Origin of the sequence: Helicobacter pametensis ATCC 51478 (assembly GCF_000518225.1) — a bacterium.
GTDB classification, from domain to species: domain Bacteria; phylum Campylobacterota; class Campylobacteria; order Campylobacterales; family Helicobacteraceae; genus Helicobacter_G; species Helicobacter_G pametensis.
The window spans coordinates 298,309-315,276 of sequence record NZ_KI912401.1; the positions used below are offsets into that span (position 1 = coordinate 298,309).

Sequence of the window (16,968 nt, forward strand, 5' to 3'; positions counted from 1 at the left end):
TTAGCCGAGATATTTGGGATCGATCTTATACTCTCCCAATTTGTTGCCCTTTGTATCCATGACATGCACAGCACAAGCGATACAAGGATCATAGCTATGGATATTTCTAATGATTTCAAGTGGCTTGGTGATGTCTTGGAGTTTCATCCCAATCAAATTGGCTTCATAAGGTCCCTTATGCCCATTGGCATCCTCAGGTCCAGCATTCCAAGTTGATGGAACGACGCATTGATAGTTCTCAACTTTTCCATTTTTGATCCTAATCCAATGACTAAGTATTCCTCTTGGCACTTCCCCAATATAGCGTCCTTTGTATTCTTTGCTCTCATCAATCACTGGCGCTGTATAGGTGCTCTCATCAGTTTTAAGATTTTGAATCAAAGCATCAAATGTCTCCAGACCATAGTCTGTGATGAGCTTGCTTTGAAGCATCCTTGCTGCGGTTCTCCCAAGCGTTGTAAAGAGTGCAGATGCAGGAAGATTAGAGAGTTTTAAAAACTCATCTACCACTTTTTTGATTCTCTCATTGCCTTGTGCATAACCGACCAAAAGGCATGCAAGTGGGCCTACTTCAAAGGGTTTGGAATCATAGCGTGGGGATTTGATCCAGCTATATTTGCCCTTTTCATTGATGCTAGGTGTTTCTACACTTTTACCCTCACCATTGATCGTCATCTTTGGCACAAATCCAGTGTAATTTGGCTCTGTTTGCCCATCATAAGGATGCAAAGGCTTATCTTCTTGATACCAAGAATGCGTGCATTCTTCCATAATCAGATTTTCATCGATTTCAAATGCCTTGGATAGATCTTGATTGAGGATATAGCCTGCATTGAAAAGATTCTCATCAGCATTGAGAGCGATCCCATCTCCAGCCATAAAATTTGGGACACTGACAGGTTGTGTGACACTTGGCTCACTAGCAAACATCATCCCAGCCATCAAAACATCTGGATAGTATGCACCTTCTACAAAAGCCTTGACTTGCTCAAAGCGAGTTTTCCACTCTGCCAAGCGACTTGGATCAAGCAAATCACGCACACAAGTCACACCCCCAACGACAAGGCTTTGAGGATGAGGTTGCTTCCCACCCAAGATCGCCATAAGCTTAGCGGCATCTCGCTGCACTTCAATTGCTTTGAGATAGTGGGAGAGTGCGATCAGGTTTTGCTCAGGAGTAAGCTTGTAAGTCTTATTTCCCCAATATCCATTGGCAAAGATTCCAAGCTGTCCTCCATCGACCATTTTTTGCACTTTCTCTTGGACAGCTCGAAGCTCTGCTTCCCCTGTAGCATAAGGATTTTTGCAGTATTTAAATGATTCTTTCTCTGCCTTTTTGGGATCAGCTTTGAGTGCTGAGATCACATCCACCCAATCAAGTCCATGAAGAAGATAAAAATGCACGATGTGATCATGCAAAAATAAAGCTTGAGCGATCATAGAACGCACATATCTAGCATTGAGAGGGATTGTGACACCAAGGGCATGCTCAACTGCTTCAACACCTGCTCGATAATGAGAAGAAGTGCAAACTCCACAGATCCTTTGCACCAAAAGTCCCACATCTCTAGGATCCCTTCCCTTGACAATGACCTCTAGCCCTCTCCAAAGTGTCGAAGAAGAAAAAGCATTTTTAATCACATTGTTTTCATCAACCTCGACCTCGATTCTCAAATGCCCCTCAATCCTAGTGATTGGATCGATGACTACGCGTTTATTTGCCATTTTTACTCTCCTTTTGAATCTTTGATTTTCATAATCGTTGCATGGGCTGCGATACCAATTGCTGTGGCTGTCAAAATCCCTAAGCCGATCTTATCTGCTGTCGCATCAGCTCCCAATCCCCCAAAAACACTATGAAAACTCCGATCAGCAAGAGGCTTCTCATAAGGTGCCATAGTATCCCAGAAGTTTGGCTCACTACAACCTATACATCCATGCCCAGCCTGAATAGGCCAAGACACACCACTATTAAATTTACTCACAGAGCAGTTATTGAAAGTATAGGGACCTTTGCACCCTACTTTATAAAGACAATATCCCTGCTTTGCTCCCTCATCGCCAAAACTTTCGACAAACTCACCTGCATCAAAGCGCCCTCTTCTCTCGCAAAGATCGTGGATTCTCTTCCCATAAGCCCAAGTTGGACGCTTAAATAAATCAAGAGCTGGTAAATTGCCAAAGAGCAAGTAATACATCAAGGTTCCAACGATATTGCGCTCACTTGGAGGACATCCTGGGACATTGATGATACTTCGATTGGACACCTTGCTTAGAGGCTGGGTATTGGTCGGATTGGGATAGGCAGCTTGCACACCACCAAAGCTAGAACATGTTCCGATTGCAAAGACAGCAGCACTTTTGGCGATGGCTTGCTGTGCAAGCTCCTTACCTGTTTGGGCATGAGGTCCAATAGTGAGGAATCTTCCTTCATTTCCAAATGGAACCCCACCTTCAACCATCAAAATATAGCGCCCTGAGTATCTTTTCATCGCATCATGGAGTGAAAGCTCTGCTTGCCAACCTGATGCAGCCATCAATGTCTCATGATATTCCAAGGAAATATAATTAAAGATTAAGCTATCAATACTTGGAAATTCTGTCCTTGTCAGACTCTCGCTACACCCTGTGCATTCTGCTAGATTGAGCCAAATGATCGGAAGGCGATCGCTAAGTTCAGCAGCCTTAGCAACAAGTGGGGAGTATGCTGGGGAGAGTGCAAGCATCGCTGTGATGCTCCCAGCCCATTTCATAAAATCTCGACGAGAAATCCCTTTTTCTTCAAGCATTGCAACAACTGAAGTTTCACTTTTGAGTGGGGGCATCTTTTCTAATTGCTCTAAGCGATGCAGAATCTGCTTTTTTTCTTTGACACTCATAGTCTTCTCCTTTGTGATGTATGGGATAAACTCCATAGATTTTAAGAAAAAAATAAAGATAAAGAAGCTTTTAGAATTCTTAGGAGTTTGATTCTTGCTTTGATGTGTAAATCTGTAACGAGCTCCAGCTCTCTTGGTGATCAAAGATGTGAAGTTGTGTCTTTTTATCTTGATGCTTGATTGTTTTGCATTTTTTCAATCTTCTCTTCTAAGACCTTGACTTTTTTGTCAAGTGCTGCTGTTGCATTGATCTGAGTGAGAGTGATTGAGATAAGAATCAAGCCAAAAATCAAAAACACAAAAAGACTGATAAGAGAAATTTTGACTGCTGATCTTGCAGTCTTTTCATTTTCCATATTTTTCTCCTGAGATGCTGATTTGCACAAAGGATTGAATTAGCATCATCCAATCCTTGCTGAAAGGATTGAGCTCGATGAGTTTTTGATGAGAGAGATGGTATTGGGCAGCAATCTTTTGAGAATGATCAAAGGGTGTGATAAAACAGAAGGGGATCTTAGAAGAACTTAGATCTTGGATCATTTGATACTTGATTCCCAATTCTTTGGAGAGCTGTTGCCATATTTTTTGAGAATCGATAGCAACCACTTGAGTTGGAGAGCTTTGTATCTGCTCTTTGAGTTTGGATTCAAAAGCATTTAATTCTTGCAAAAAAGCATCAAGATTTTTTTTGTAATTTCGAGCATTTTTGATGTCGATGACTCTAAGCTGATGTGCAATTTTTTGAGCGATCATTTTGGCTTGCTCAAAGCTTAGCCACTGATAGCATAGAGATTCTGTGCATTGCTTAGATGAAAAATCAAGGATTTGCAAAGAAGGGTTGGAATGAGTGAAGCGAGAAAGCCATTTTTTCTCATAAGGGATTCCTGAGAGAATCAGGAGTTTGAAATCTTTGGCTTGCTTGATTTGCTCATAGCTGGGTTCATAAAATTTGGGATTGCGATGAGGGGGGACGATGGTAGAGATTTTGACAAAAGGACCACCAATTTTTTGGACAAAAAAAGCATAAGGAGAGAGACTGACACCGACTTTGATCTTGAATTCATCAGCATATCCCAAGCAAAACAAAAGCAAAGCCAGACACAATCGAAGCACTAGTCTTGCCCCTTAAGATAAGGATAGAGATTATTGATCATTCTTGAGCGATCACCAAGCGTAGGACTACCAAACAATCTGCTATTGGATTCTTGAGCAGGTTTGAGAGTGGTGATCACAACGCCTCCAAGCTTATGATCTCTTTGACCAAAGAGATCACTGCTTTGCACGCTCCATCCACTATGTGCGACCATTGCATTACCCTCTTTATCTTGACCGATATAGAGCATAATATGACCTTTGAGCCAGATAAGTGTTGCAAAGGGTGTTGCATTTTGGGCGATGATTTGCTCTTTTTGGGCTAGCTTGAGATTTTCGATATTGATCTGATGTGTGCCATATTGAGCTTGAGCATATGAGTTGCGTGGTAGATAGAGTCCAAAATTTCCAAAAATATCTCTCAAAAAAGCTGAGCAATCCCTACTCTCATACATCCCTCCCCAGCCATATTTTTGTCCCACCAAAAGATTGATATATTGAGCAACACTTGCTTGAGAAAAAGGCTGTGGAAAAGGATGAAAATCAGCAAGATCGACTTGGATTTTTGAGATTTTTAGACGCCCAGAAGATGTGCGCTGAAAAAGAAGCATATGATCTTTTTGATCAAGCATAAAAAGCTTCCCGATACGCATTTGGGTGACATACTTCCCTTCTTTATCATAGATGCTTTTTGTGTCATTGTTTGGCATCACAAAGCTCTTAATAGCAAGTAATTCTTTGGCTTGAGCTTCTGTCACAAGGGCAAGATCTGATACTTCTACCCACCCATAGACAAATTCTGATTGGATATGCGCATAGCGCTTGCTTACATCATAGTGTGTAATAAGCACTGGCGTTCCATAGAAAATCGATGAATTTTGCCAGCGATCAAAGGGATAACCATCTGCTTTGGAGAATCTAGGACGAAAGGTTGGGACAGCTCTGACATTAGTATCTTTAGTGATGATGGCCTTTTGACTAACACTTGGATAGAGATCAAGCTGCATATTTGCAAGGATTTCTTGTGTGTATTGTGTAGAGTTTGGCTCAAGATTTTCACCATATCCAGGATATTTTTTGAGAGATCCTTGCATCCAAAATACTTCTTGTTTATTTGGATTGGCTTTGAGATCTTTGAGGGGGGCGAAAAATTTGGCAAGATATGCTTCTTTGAGAGATTCCAATGTCTGAGGTGTTTGCTCTTCTTGCGCCTTTTGCACATAGGGCATCGCATCTTGAGGTTTTTTGAGATCATTGATCAAATCCTTTGGGGCATCTGAACATCCCCAAAAGATCACCAAGCCAACAGCCAGACTAACAAAGCGTTTCATACTTTTCCTCACTAAAACCAAAGAAGAGTAGATCTTGAGCTTGCAAAATAGGTCTTTTGATAAGCGTTGGATGCTTACTCATAAGCTCAAGTTTATCTTCTATTGAGAGTGTTTGTGCACCTAGATTGAGCTGTCTATATGTCGCACTTTTGGCATTAAACATCGCATCAATCCCCACTTGATCACACCAATGCCTAAGAACTTCTAGGCTTGGTGGGAGCTTTTTGTAATCATAAAATTCATAGGCTAACCCATGGCTATCTAAGAAACATAGTGCTTTTTTGACAGTAGTGCAGTTTTTAATGCCCCAAACTTGAATCATTGATTTCCTTTATGAGATTTAAAACACAGGTTTCAATCATACTATAAACCCGCTCAAACCCCTCCATCCCTGTGTAATAATAGGGATCTGGCACATCTAGCCCATCAAACCCAAACTCACCAAGCTTGCGCACCTTATGAGCTTCAAATCCCATAGCCAAAAGATCTTGATAGTTTTGTGTATCAAGAGCTAGGATTAGATCAAAGTGATCATCTTTGGGATAGCGCACAGGACGACTTGTGATGTGCATAATGGGGATATTATGCTCTCTAGCCACCCATTGGCTACCCTTACATGGAGGGCTACCACGATGATAGCCACTAATCCCTGCTGAATCAAATTCATGATCTTGATTGTATTTTTGAGCGATCGCTTGAGCAAGTGGAGAGCGACAAATATTTCCCAAACACACAAAGAGGATTTTCATCCAATGCTTTCCAAAATACTTTGAGCGATTTGCTCTGGCAGAAGTGAAAGACTTTCTTCTATAAGAGCAGTGCGTCCATGTGAGATGTAAGTATCAGCAATCTCAAAACTTGAGATAAGTTTGCTTCTCTTATGTTCTGCAAGCATTTCAGAAATCGCACTTGCCACTCCACCCAAGCGATAATTATCACTTAAGACAAAGATATGCTGATGCTCTTGGATCAAGGGAATCAGTGCTAGATCCAAAGGCTTAACAAAACGCAAATCTATCAATGATGCATCAATTCCAAAAGAGAGAAGATGCTCTCTGACAAAATGCGCCCTCCCCACACCATTCCCATATCCTATGAGCAAGACTTGCTTAGAAGATGAGTGGTGCAAGACCTCAAGTTTCCCTAGCTCAAAGTCAGTGGCATCATATTGATTTTCAGGAAGGAGAAAACGCTCTCTTGGGAATCTCAAAGCACAGGGAGCATGTGAGAGTTTGGATGCAAACTGAATGGCTTTGCAAAGAGTTGGATTATCCCTTGGTGCAAAGAGGATCATATTGGGAATGGAGCGCATATAAGAGACATCAAGTAAGCCCTGATGTGTCTCTCCATCTTCTCCAACAATCCCAGCTCGATCAAGCACAAACACCACAGGGAGAGACAAGATGCCAACATCATGCACAATCCCATCATAAGCGCGTTGCAAAAAAGTCGAATAAATCGCGACAAAGGGCTTAAATCCCATTTTGGCCATCGCTGCCATTGAAGTCACCCCATGTGCCTCAGCAATCGCAACATCCCAGAATCGTTGAGGAATCTCATCGATCAAAGCACTCATTCCAGTCCCACTTGGCATAGCTGCTGTGATTCCTACAATCAATGGATCTGCCTTAGCTAGCTCTAGGAGAGTTTGGGCAAAGACCTTGGTTGGAGCAAGAGTGCTTGAAGAACTCAAACTCTCTCCACTATTGAGATCAAATGGTGCTACTCCATGCCATTTCTCCAACTTCCCCTCAGCATTCTTATATCCCTTGCCTTTGATTGTCTGTGCGTGGATGATGACTGGGGCTTTCATATCTTTTGCTCTTTTAAGAGTAAAAACAATTTCTTCAAGATTGTGTCCATCAATCGGACCGATATAGTTAAGCCCCAATTCCTCAAAAATAATCCCAGGAGAGATAAGCTTAAAAGATTCTTCAAATTTGCGTGCCATATAGGTCGCACCTTGAGGCATTTTGCGGAGGATCTTTTTCATCCCACCTTTGAGGTTTTGACAAAAGGGACTCGCAATCATTTGAGAAAGATAGCGACTGATCGCACCAATAGGCTTGCTGATACTCATTTCATTATCATTGAGGATAATGATGAGGGGATATTTGTGCTCACCAAGTTCATTGAGTGCCTCATAAACCAGTCCTGAGCTCATCGCCCCATCACCGATGAGTGCGATTGGGAGATTGGGAGATTGAGAGATTGCAAAAGCTTTGGCAACACCAACAGCTAGAGAGATAGAAGTCGAGCTATGGCCAGCGACAAAAAAATCACAAGGAGATTCTTTGGGATGGGGAAATCCACTTAGTCCTCCAAATTGACGCAGATTCTCAAAAGTATCCCAACGCCCTGTGAGAAGTTTGTGCGCATAAGCTTGATGTCCGACATCAAAGATAAAAGGATCATGATGACAATCAAAAACATGATGCATCGCGACGATGAGATCTAGGGCTCCAAGTGATGGACTTAGATGTCCTCCTTTTTGAGAGACGACTTCCAATATCCTCTCTCTTAAATGCTTAGCAATTTTATGGAGCTTGGAAAAATCTTTGATCTCTGTTTCAAAATTCATCAAAGCCCCTTTTCATCCAAAATCATACGCTTGAGATTTTTATAACGCGTTAGGATACTTCCATCAAGATTCCCATCTGGACTTGAGATGATCACGCCCCCTCTAGAGATCATTGAATCAGGTTCGAAATGAATTTTTTGAGTGGAGGAAAGCTTCTCTTGGAGAAAAGGAAGATCCAAGGGATTGGCTTTGAGTGTGATCGCAGTGCTATTTTCTAGTGGTTTAAGGAGTTCTGTAGCGATAGAGAGAGCGATATGGGAGGCATGGTCTTGAACTTCCTTGATGATGACCTCTTTGGCTAGATCAAGAGCAATAGTGTGTAGATCATTTTGAATCTGCCCGATTTGCTCTTGCATCCTAGTTGAAACTTCTTCTAGCTGCTTGATCGCAAGGACTAGCTTTTCTTTTTGTTCTTGTAGTTCTGCGCTAAGCTGGTTGCGAATCTTCTCTTCTCCTTCAAGAAGCCCTTGTTGATAAGAGCTTGTTTTGATCTCTTCAAAAATTGAGGGGTCGATTTGATTTTGTTTTTGGAGAAGATCTTGGAGAAATTCTAATTTTTGGAAGATTTTCTGATTTTCTTCGATGCTTTTTGCAAGCTGTCCTTGGAGAAGCTCCAATCGCTCCTGTGTGCTATCCTCTTGATTTGATGGAGTATAAAACCCATTTTCTTCCATTGCTGGAGCGATTTGGGCTTCAAGTTGTTTATCCATATTGCGAAATTCATACTTTTTGATCACATGCTTATCTTGATCGCTTTGGGTTATAAAGTTATTGCCTTGAGTATTATTCAACGAATTCATCACCATCACCTATTTGAATTAGTCCTTGATCTGCCAAAGCTTGGACGGTTTCAGCGATCTTTCTCTGAGCTGCTTCCACATCTTTGAGTTTCACAGCACCCAAAAACTGCATCTCTTCCAAAAACTGCTCTGCTGCGCGCTGAGACATATTGGAAGTGAATCTTTCTTTGAGTTCATCTGTCGCGGTTTTGAGAGCCAAAGTAAGCTCTTTTTTATCCACAACTTTCAAAATTTCTCTGATTGCAATATTGTCAAGAGAAAGAATGTCATTGAAAGTAAACATCATCTCTTTAATCATACTTGCTAGATTTTTATCGACTTTTTCAATATGCTCAATCGTCGTCACAGCAGCTTTTTGTCCTAGCTTATTAAAGACTTCAGCCACAGTCCTTGGCCCACCCACTTCGATTTTGTAGCTTGTGAGGGCATCAAGACGATTTTCAAGCACGGTTGAAACACGCTTGACCACACCAGGAGAGATATCCCCAAGATTTGCCATTCTGATTGCGATCTCTGCTTTGACATCATCAGAGAAATACGAAAGAGTTTGAGCTGCACTCGCTGGATCCATATGTGCCAAAATCAATGCCACAGTCTGAGGATGCTCATTGATGATGAAGTTGGCAAGCTGTTGGGGTTTGACTTTTGTGAGATAGCCAAAGTTTTGAGAAGTCTGCATCGTTTTGCTGAGCTTATCGATGATTCTCTTAGCTTCCTCATGTCCCAAAGCCTTAGTCAAGATCTCTTTGGCATAATCAAAGCCCCCTGTGCTGATGTATTGATTGGATTGCAAGATAGCAAGAAACTCTTCCAAAACCGCAGCTCCAATCGCACGATCAGTGCCATTCATCAAAGCGATATGCTTGGTCACCTCAGTCACTACCTCTGTATCAAGATAGTGCAAAATATCACTTGTGATATCCTCACCCATTTGAAGCAAAAGAATCGCAATCTTTTCAGACATAGAGAGATCATCAAATCTTGCTTTTTGTTGGGCAGTTAGATTTACAGCCATTATTTATCCTTCATAGTCTCGATCTCGTTTTGAATTCTCATCCATCCCTAGCTCATCGATGATAAGTTTCTGGAAAAGTGCGGCTACTTCTTGAGGCTTTTCAGAGATCATATCCCTCATACGCTCAACCAAAACTTCATATTTGATATCTTCTTCATTGAAGAGTCCATCTCCTCCAAGCTGCTCTTCTACTCGTTTTCTCATCTCGCTCAGCTTGCTATCATTTTCTTTGACTTCTTCACCTTGAAGCATGGATTCCAAAATCTCATCATCATCCTGTCTATCTGCGAGCATCTTTTGAGCAAATGGAGTGATGATTTTTTTGTAGAAAATATATGCAATGAGTAGAACGACAAGGTATTTGATAAGAGGTGCAAAAGGATCGATGTATTTTTTGATATTTTGAGCTAGATCATCCCATTTATCGCGTGGTTTAAATGACTGAGTTGTGCTATTGAGCTCAAAATTGCTCACACTGATCTCATCCCCTCTTCCCTTATCAAATCCAACAGCTTGTCTTGCTAGGGCATTGATTTTGTCCATACTTTCTTGAGAGAGTGGGACATATTTGAGGCGTTCAAAACCATTTTCTTCGACCTTTTCATAGCTCCCATCTACGACGACAGCGACACTCAAACGCTTGAGGATTCCAAATTCTCCCTTGATTTCACTGACGGTTTTGCCTACTTCATAGTTTGTTGTATTGGTGGATTTTTCATATTTTTCTCCCCCTTGGTTATTGAGACCTTGGACTGGTCCGATATTGCTCACAACTCCTGGCACTCCACCGACTTCTCTAGGCTTTACTCCCTCACGCCTTTCTTCAAGGCTTTGCTCACTGCGCACGACATTATTGGGATCAAAGCTTTCTTGAGTGCTTTTGGTTTGACGGAAATCAAACTCAGCAGTCACCTTTGCCACGACACGATCTTCTCCTCCCACGATGGGTGCAAGGATATTGATCACTTTATCTTCAAGTGCTTTTTCATAGTTTGTTTTGTAGCGCATTTGGACAGCGATGATTTTGGAGAGTTCTCTTGAATTGTTTTCTTCAGTATTTTCACCCAATGTTTCCCCATGCTCATTGACGATCTTGACATTTTCTGGAGTGAGCTTAGAGATCGCAGCAGAGACAAGGTTTTTGATCCCCAAAACTTGCGAGGGGGACAAAACCATGTTTTCACGAATCTTGACGACGACAGATGCCGTAGGTGGAGTGTCTTTGCTCACAAAAACGGATTCTTTAGGAAGTGCGATATGCACACTAGCGCTCTCAATAGGGATCAAAGTCTCAATCGTCCGCGATAACTCTCCCTCTGTAGCCCTTAGAAATTTGATCTTTTGATCAAAATCTGTTGCTCCGAAATCTTTGGTATCAAAGATTTCAAACCCTACTTTTGAGCTTTTGGGGATTCCTTTGCTAGCAAGTGCGATGCGCTGCTCATAGACTTGAGCTTTGGGGACCAAAATCGTGTCTTCTTTGGAGAGCTCATAGGGGATCTTGTTTTGTTGGAGGTGCTGGACAATCAGAGCACTATCACTAGGATCCACTCCTTCAAATAAGACAGCATATCCACTTTTTGCGCTACTTCCTTGGTTGGCTGAAAATACAATCAGATAAGCCAAAAAAGCAATAATGGCCAAAACAACACCCAAAATCACAAATTTTTGTTTTCTGTTGATTTTCTGATTATAGATATCGCTAATCTGCTTTAATACAGCCCCTATATCCAATGTCACAACCTTATCTTGATGTTGATTTAATGTTAAGAAACTTGCTATTTTAGCCAAAAAAGGATTTTTATATCCTCACTTCAAAAATTTTATAAAATTCCTACAAATCATCATATTTTGGAGAGATGCAATGAAAGAACATATTTTTAGAGAATACGATATCCGAGGGATTTTCCAAGAAGATCTCAACCAAGAGATTGTAAGCAAGATCGCCTATGGGATTGGCAAACTTTTAAAAGACCATGATGAGCAATCAATCTGTATCGGATATGATGCAAGAGTGCATTCACTTCAGCTCTTTGAGTGGCTTTCTTTGGGGCTAGCAATCCATGGGATCAAAATCTATGATCTTGGGATGATTCCCACTCCTGTGGCGTATTTTGCGACTTTTGATTCTGCTCTAGCCACACGCAACTCAATCATGATCACAGGCTCTCACAACCCTAAAGAATACAATGGATTTAAGATCACTCTTTTTGGTAAGCCTTTTTATGGGCAAGATATCCAAGCACTCAAAGATTCTCTTGCTTCTTTTGGGGATTTATCACTCTCTCAAACTCCGACCATTCAAAAAAGTGCGATTTTGCAATCCTACATCGATTTCCTCACTCAGCATTTTCAATCCCTCCAAAACTTCCCCCACAAAATCGCTATCGATTGTGGGAATGGTGTCGCAGGGCTTGGAATCATTCCAGTTTTGAAAAATCTAAATATCGACTTTGTCTCACTCTATGAAACCCCTGATGGAGAGTTTCCCAACCATCACCCAGATCCAAGTGAGGAGAAAAACCTTCTTAGTCTCAAAAACCTAATGAAAGAACAAGATATCACCATCGGACTTGCCTTTGATGGAGATGCGGATCGTATCGCTTTGCTTAGCACAAACCACTCTTACAAGGGTGATGAACTTGCGATTTTGTTTGCTAGAGAGATTGCTAGAGAGATTGCCCCAGCCAAACCCATCATCATCGGCGAAGTCAAATGCTCACAAGTGATGTATGAGGAGTGCGACAAGCTTGGCTCATCTGTGATGTATAAAACAGGACATAGCAATCTCAAAGTCAAGCTCAAAGAGCTCAATGCCTCATTGGCTGCTGAGATGAGTGGGCATATCTTTTTTAATGATCGCTATTTTGGCTATGATGATGCGATCTATGCGGGACTTAGGGCATTGGAGCTATTTTTGCACAAAAGTGTCAAAGAAGTCGAATCTGAGATTCTCTCCCTTCCACAGCTTTGCTCCACTCCTGAAGAAAAAATCCCCACCCAAGAAGAGAGAAAATTTCAAATCATCCAAGATCTCATCACAAAGCTTCAAAACCCACCCAAAGAGTTTCCAAAGATTCTAGATCTCATCACTATTGATGGAGTAAGAGTGATTTTTGAGGAAGGATGGGGGCTTGTGAGGGCGAGCAATACTACTCCAGTGCTTGTGACACGCTTTGAGGCAAAATCACAAGAAAAACTCCAAGAATACAAAAGCTGTATTCTTGGCCTACTGCAGAACTAAGGCTTCTGTAGAGGCAATGATTCAAAAAGACAACGATCCAAAATCAAATTCAAAACCTTTGCTCTTAGAGCATAATCCATACCTTGGGGATATTTAAGATGCAATGCAAAAGGATAAGTTTTATTTCTTTCTTTGAGCCAGCCCACAATCCAACCATATCTCCCATCACTGCTTTCACTTAGACCTGTTTTTGAGGCAAGTATTTTGCCATTTTGATTTTTTTCCAAAAGCTCAATCACACTTTGTTGATTTTCTAGAGAAAAAGGCAATTGTTTCAAAGTGAGTTTCTTAAGCAAAATAATGATTTCTAATGGAGAGATTTTTAATGGACCTTGAAGCCAAAATCTCTCAAGATCATCTTGAGTTCCGATGATTTGATTTCCAAATTGAAGTTTTTTGATTGCTCTTTGCATATTGTGATAGCCAATGTTTTTGGCAAGCTTTTGGAAAGCAGGGACATTAGATAGTTCAATAGCTTCCCCAATCCCCATATCTTTTTCCCATTGTTTCATAGCCAATTTTTCTCCATCATAATGAAAAAATAAACCATCAAGATTGATTAATCCCAAATCCAAACCAATCAAAGTATGAAAAATTTTAAAAGTTGAAGCTGGGATAAATCGTGTTTCAATCCATTGCTTGTTATAAATCAAGAACTCTTCTTGATTTTGCAAAATAAATCCTCCCTCAAGATCAAGGGATTTAAAAATTCTAGAAACACAGAGATTATCTTGAATCTGATTAGGCAATTGCTGTGCCAAGCATACATTGCCTACAAAAAAGCATGTATAAAAAAATTTTAAAAGTTGTTTCATTTTGCCCTTCTATTGCTATGATGACGCCTTTTGGGGGCGTATTCTACGAACATCACCTTATTATCCCTGCCTCCAAAAGAGATTTCAAAATGCTCATCCAAAGATCTCAAAACCTCTCCCCAAGTTTCTCTCCCATAAGAAGAAGCACTTTTGTAGTAGTGATCTTTGAGCCAGATTCCCACACGCGACACCATCGACTTGCCATCCTCGCTCATCGTGGCTTCTATAGCTTGCTTGAGCAAGTTGATCAAATAGCGATTAGAAGAGAGATCTTCTTCTTTTTCTTTGCCCACTTCCTCAAAGCTACTAAAAGCATTTCTTAGAGAATCTCTACTTTTTGCCTCACCAAATCCGATCGCTACGATCCCTCTTGTGCGTATCTCTTGAGCTAGTGGTGCAAAATCACTATCACTTGTTGCCAGCGCGATGCAATCCATACGATCAGAAAAAAGCGTATTCATCACATCAATAGCGATTTTGATATCACTTGAGTTTGTTTTGTTGCCATTGCCTGTCACTAGATGCACAGGCTCGATAGAGTATTTAGAGAGCCATTCATCCCATCCCCTTAGATCAGATTTCCTCCAGTCCCCATAAGCCTTTTTGATACAAATCTCACCAAATCCCTCAAGTCTCTCCATCACCTCAGAGATCAAACGATGGCTGATATTTTCACTATCGATAAAGAGTGCGACCCTCTTTCCCCTCTCTTCTCTCATCACTGATCTCCTAGTATCTTTGCGACTTCTGGATAGGAGAGCATTTTGAGCTGTTCTCCTGTATGCATATTTTTAAGACTCATTTTTTCTTGCCTTGCTTCATCTTCTCCCACGATTAGGACATAGGAGAAATTTTTGGAATCAGCATAGGAGAAAATCTTGCCAAGCTTGAGAAAGTCTGGATACACCTCAGTATAGATTCCATCACTTCTAAGATTTTGGGCGATTTTTTGGACAAAGGGCATTTGATCTTTGCTCATTGCGATACATAGAAGCCTAGCTTTGGTTTGACACTTTTGGATCTTGCCAAGCTCTTCAAGTCCTGCTAGCAATCGATCTAGTCCTACACTTGCCCCTACCCCACTTAGTTCTTCATGGCTAAAAGTTTGTGTGAGATGATCATATCTTCCACCAGAGCACACACTGCCAAGACTTGGAATCTCCAAAAGAGTGGTTTCATAGATGATCCCTGTGTAGTATCCAAGTCCTCTAGCGATTGAGAAATTGATCACACAAGACTTTTTGGGTAGATCTAGGGCTTGTAAAATGCTTGCAAGCTCTTCAAGCTCTGTGATCGCTTGGTTTAGAGTCTGATTGTAGGTTTTGAGATGAGCAATGGAGGCAAAAAATTCTTCAAACTCTCCCTCTTGTCTTATTCCCACAAGCTCTAGCAGTGTTTGATTGATTTGAGTAGAAAGTCCAAGAGTGCTTTGCAACTCCTCCATCACTCCCTCCTTCCCAATCTTATCAAGCTTATCGATGATCCTTAGGGCATCATTGACCCTCTCTATCCCTAGATACTCACAGATTCCATTGAGGATCCCACGATGATTGATAGAGATCTGAAACGCACCAACTTCAAGCTTTTGCATGATGGATGCGATGATTTGGATGATCTCGCTATCGCTTGCGATACTCTTGCTTCCAATGAAGTCAAAATCACATTGAGTAAATTCCCTATAGCGTCCCCTTTGAGCCCTCTCACCTCGAAAAACATTGCCGATAGCATAGCGTTTAAATGGCATAGGGAGAGAGTGGCGATGCTGGGAGACAAAGCGCGCCAATGGAACCGTCAGATCAAATCTCAAAGCCACATCACGCCCTCCATGATCTCTAAAGGCATAGAGCTCTTTTTGGATTTCCTCACTCCCTTGCTTGATCAAAACATCAGCATATTCTAGATGTGGAGTTTCTATAGGCACAAAGCCAAAGCTTTCAAAAACGGTGATGATCTTTTGTAGTAATTCATGTTTTGCGATCGCCTCTTGTGGCAAACGATCTTTAAATCCGCTAAGTGTGCGTGCTTGAACTAGCATTTCAATCTCCCAAATAAAAAATAAAAACGCAATTTTACATAAGCTATGAAGTAAAATTACACCCCTACAACCAATCTTGGCAAAAAGGAAATTTTTGAGAATCTTATTGCGACTTCCCACTTGGCTAGGGGATGCTGTGATGGCGACTCCGACCCTCCATGCTCTAAAAGCCCACTATCCTCAAGCCTCTTTTACCCTTGTGGGATCTCCTGCAAGCATTGGATTATTTGAACAAGAAAAAAGCGCATATCATCTCATCATCGATCACACCAAAGATTCTGCCAATCGCCTTTGGGCGACCTTTAGACTAGCTCAAGAAGTTGGCAAGCATGATCTAGCGATTACTTTTCAAAACAATCTCCCCTCTGCTCTATTTCTTTATTGCACAAAGAGCACAAGACGCATTGGGTTTGCCAAAAATCTCAGATCTTATCTTCTGACAGATTCCCTACCCTATCCCCATCAGATCCACCAAGTAGAGCGCTATCTTGCCCTCTTAGAACCCCTCTCCATCCCTATCCCCTCCAAGCCACGCCTCTCTCTTCACTCTAGTCCAGTCCCCAAGGGAGAGAGGATTAGGATTGGGATCAATGCTGGAGCAAAATATGGGAGTGCGAAGCGATGGTGTGAGGAGTATTTCATCCAAGTGATGGCTTCACTCTTGCATCGTGGGTTTGAGGTGATTCTCTATGGAGGCAGAGATGAAATAAAAGCCAATGAGCGCATAATCAATGCCTTGCATCCCATCGCTCCTTTGCAACACTTCATCAACCTCACAGCCAAGACAAGTATCTCAGAGCTTATTGATAGCATTGCTTCTTTGGATCTATTTTTGACCAATGATAGTGGTCCTATGCATATCGCCTCTAGTTTGGATATCCCTCTGATAGCACTCTTTGGCCCCACAGATTCCACAGAGACTTCACCCTATAATCACACTGCAAAAAGTGTGATGATAAGCAAACATCTCTCATGCTCTCCATGCAAACAGAGAGAATGTCCCCTCAAGCATCATCAATGTATGAGGCTTATCACACCAGATGAGGTGCTAAAACAAATCGATGAACTATTGGATCTATAGGAGGTTTAGTATGATTCCTAGCAGTCTTATTTATGAAGTGATAGTTTTTGGCGTGATTGCCCTTGCTTTGCTTTATTATCGCTCCAAGCTCAAAG

The 16,968-nt window shown here is 41.4% G+C and carries 16 protein-coding genes; 2 read left to right on the forward strand and 14 right to left on the reverse strand.

Annotated features, from left to right (window positions below):
* The 11 genes from T391_RS0106055 to fliF form a co-directional block, all read right to left on the reverse strand.
* Complete coding sequence (locus tag T391_RS0106055) at positions 1–1,725, reverse strand: nickel-dependent hydrogenase large subunit (RefSeq protein ID WP_027327580.1); 1,725 nt, start codon at positions 1,723–1,725, stop codon at positions 1–3.
* Positions 1,726–1,727: 2 nt separating this feature from the next.
* A complete protein-coding gene (locus tag T391_RS0106060) occupies positions 1,728–2,879 on the reverse strand; it encodes a hydrogenase small subunit (RefSeq protein WP_027327581.1) in 1,152 nt (383 codons plus the stop codon).
* A gap of 164 nt (positions 2,880–3,043) precedes the next feature.
* Complete coding sequence (locus T391_RS0106065; RefSeq protein ID WP_027327582.1) at positions 3,044–3,235, reverse strand: DUF5408 family protein; 192 nt, start codon at positions 3,233–3,235, stop codon at positions 3,044–3,046.
* Positions 3,225–3,992, reverse strand: a complete 768-nt coding sequence (locus T391_RS0106070) for a metal ABC transporter solute-binding protein, Zn/Mn family (protein WP_027327583.1) — start codon at positions 3,990–3,992, stop codon at positions 3,225–3,227. Before T391_RS0106070 ends, T391_RS0106065 begins: the two co-directional genes overlap by 11 nt.
* On the reverse strand, positions 3,992–5,302 hold the full coding sequence (locus T391_RS08210) for a C40 family peptidase (protein WP_051420647.1): 1,311 nt from the start codon (positions 5,300–5,302) through the stop codon (positions 3,992–3,994). Before T391_RS08210 ends, T391_RS0106070 begins: the two co-directional genes overlap by 1 nt.
* Positions 5,286–5,624, reverse strand: a complete 339-nt coding sequence (locus T391_RS0106080; protein WP_027327584.1) for an arsenate reductase family protein — start codon at positions 5,622–5,624, stop codon at positions 5,286–5,288. Before T391_RS0106080 ends, T391_RS08210 begins: the two co-directional genes overlap by 17 nt.
* Positions 5,602–6,051: a low molecular weight protein-tyrosine-phosphatase gene (locus T391_RS0106085; protein WP_027327585.1), complete on the reverse strand. Its 450-nt coding sequence runs from the start codon at positions 6,049–6,051 to the stop codon at positions 5,602–5,604. The genes T391_RS0106080 and T391_RS0106085 overlap by 23 nt, the downstream gene beginning before the upstream one ends.
* Positions 6,048–7,883, reverse strand: coding sequence for a 1-deoxy-D-xylulose-5-phosphate synthase (gene dxs / locus T391_RS0106090; protein ID WP_027327586.1), 1,836 nt, complete (start codon positions 7,881–7,883; stop codon positions 6,048–6,050). Before dxs ends, T391_RS0106085 begins: the two co-directional genes overlap by 4 nt.
* The gene (locus T391_RS0106095; protein WP_034584014.1) at positions 7,883–8,683 is read right to left on the reverse strand and encodes a FliH/SctL family protein; all 801 of its coding nucleotides are present in this window, start codon (positions 8,681–8,683) and stop codon (positions 7,883–7,885) included. Before T391_RS0106095 ends, dxs begins: the two co-directional genes overlap by 1 nt.
* Entirely contained in the window at positions 8,667–9,698 is a 1,032-nt protein-coding gene (fliG, locus tag T391_RS0106100) for a flagellar motor switch protein FliG (protein WP_027327588.1), read from the reverse strand. Before fliG ends, T391_RS0106095 begins: the two co-directional genes overlap by 17 nt.
* A 3-nt stretch (positions 9,699–9,701) precedes the next feature.
* Positions 9,702–11,432, reverse strand: coding sequence for a flagellar basal-body MS-ring/collar protein FliF (gene fliF / locus T391_RS0106105; RefSeq protein ID WP_027327589.1), 1,731 nt, complete (start codon positions 11,430–11,432; stop codon positions 9,702–9,704).
* A 130-nt stretch (positions 11,433–11,562) separates the two neighbouring features.
* Here fliF and T391_RS0106110 point away from each other — a divergent pair, with 130 nt between their 5' ends.
* Positions 11,563–12,942, forward strand: coding sequence for a phosphomannomutase/phosphoglucomutase (locus T391_RS0106110; RefSeq protein ID WP_027327590.1), 1,380 nt, complete (start codon positions 11,563–11,565; stop codon positions 12,940–12,942).
* Here T391_RS0106110 and T391_RS08215 read toward each other — a convergent pair.
* Genes T391_RS08215 through hisS form a run of 3 tightly spaced genes read right to left on the reverse strand, consistent with a single transcriptional unit; the run spans position 12,939 to position 15,792 of the window.
* Positions 12,939–13,757, reverse strand: coding sequence for a penicillin-binding transpeptidase domain-containing protein (locus tag T391_RS08215; RefSeq protein WP_051420648.1), 819 nt, complete (start codon positions 13,755–13,757; stop codon positions 12,939–12,941). The genes T391_RS0106110 and T391_RS08215 overlap by 4 nt on opposite strands.
* The gene (locus T391_RS0106120; protein WP_027327591.1) at positions 13,754–14,476 is read right to left on the reverse strand and encodes an NYN domain-containing protein; all 723 of its coding nucleotides are present in this window, start codon (positions 14,474–14,476) and stop codon (positions 13,754–13,756) included. The genes T391_RS08215 and T391_RS0106120 overlap by 4 nt, the downstream gene beginning before the upstream one ends.
* Positions 14,476–15,792, reverse strand: a complete 1,317-nt coding sequence (gene hisS / locus T391_RS0106125; RefSeq protein ID WP_027327592.1) for a histidine--tRNA ligase — start codon at positions 15,790–15,792, stop codon at positions 14,476–14,478. The genes T391_RS0106120 and hisS overlap by 1 nt, the downstream gene beginning before the upstream one ends.
* A gap of 94 nt (positions 15,793–15,886) precedes the next feature.
* On the opposite strand from hisS, the gene waaF reads away from it, so the two are divergent.
* The gene (gene waaF, locus T391_RS0106130) at positions 15,887–16,873 is read left to right on the forward strand and encodes a lipopolysaccharide heptosyltransferase II (RefSeq protein ID WP_027327593.1); all 987 of its coding nucleotides are present in this window, start codon (positions 15,887–15,889) and stop codon (positions 16,871–16,873) included.
* The last annotated feature ends 95 nt before the right edge of the window (positions 16,874–16,968 follow it).

Coding starts and splice junctions, on each gene's coding strand:
- T391_RS0106055 (WP_027327580.1), bottom strand. CDS start 1,725: ATGGCAAATAAACGCGTAGTCATCGATCCAATCACTAGGATTGAGGGG.
- T391_RS0106060 (WP_027327581.1), bottom strand. CDS start 2,879: ATGAGTGTCAAAGAAAAAAAGCAGATTCTGCATCGCTTAGAGCAATTA.
- T391_RS0106065 (WP_027327582.1), bottom strand. CDS start 3,235: ATGGAAAATGAAAAGACTGCAAGATCAGCAGTCAAAATTTCTCTTATC.
- T391_RS08210 (WP_051420647.1), bottom strand. CDS start 5,302: ATGAAACGCTTTGTTAGTCTGGCTGTTGGCTTGGTGATCTTTTGGGGA.
- T391_RS0106080 (WP_027327584.1), bottom strand. CDS start 5,624: ATGATTCAAGTTTGGGGCATTAAAAACTGCACTACTGTCAAAAAAGCA.
- T391_RS0106085 (WP_027327585.1), bottom strand. CDS start 6,051: ATGAAAATCCTCTTTGTGTGTTTGGGAAATATTTGTCGCTCTCCACTT.
- dxs (WP_027327586.1), bottom strand. CDS start 7,883: ATGAATTTTGAAACAGAGATCAAAGATTTTTCCAAGCTCCATAAAATT.
- T391_RS0106095 (WP_034584014.1), bottom strand. CDS start 8,683: ATGAATTCGTTGAATAATACTCAAGGCAATAACTTTATAACCCAAAGC.
- fliG (WP_027327588.1), bottom strand. CDS start 9,698: ATGGCTGTAAATCTAACTGCCCAACAAAAAGCAAGATTTGATGATCTC.
- T391_RS0106110 (WP_027327590.1), top strand. CDS start 11,563: ATGAAAGAACATATTTTTAGAGAATACGATATCCGAGGGATTTTCCAA.
- T391_RS08215 (WP_051420648.1), bottom strand. CDS start 13,757: ATGAAACAACTTTTAAAATTTTTTTATACATGCTTTTTTGTAGGCAAT.
- T391_RS0106120 (WP_027327591.1), bottom strand. CDS start 14,476: ATGAGAGAAGAGAGGGGAAAGAGGGTCGCACTCTTTATCGATAGTGAA.
- hisS (WP_027327592.1), bottom strand. CDS start 15,792: ATGCTAGTTCAAGCACGCACACTTAGCGGATTTAAAGATCGTTTGCCA.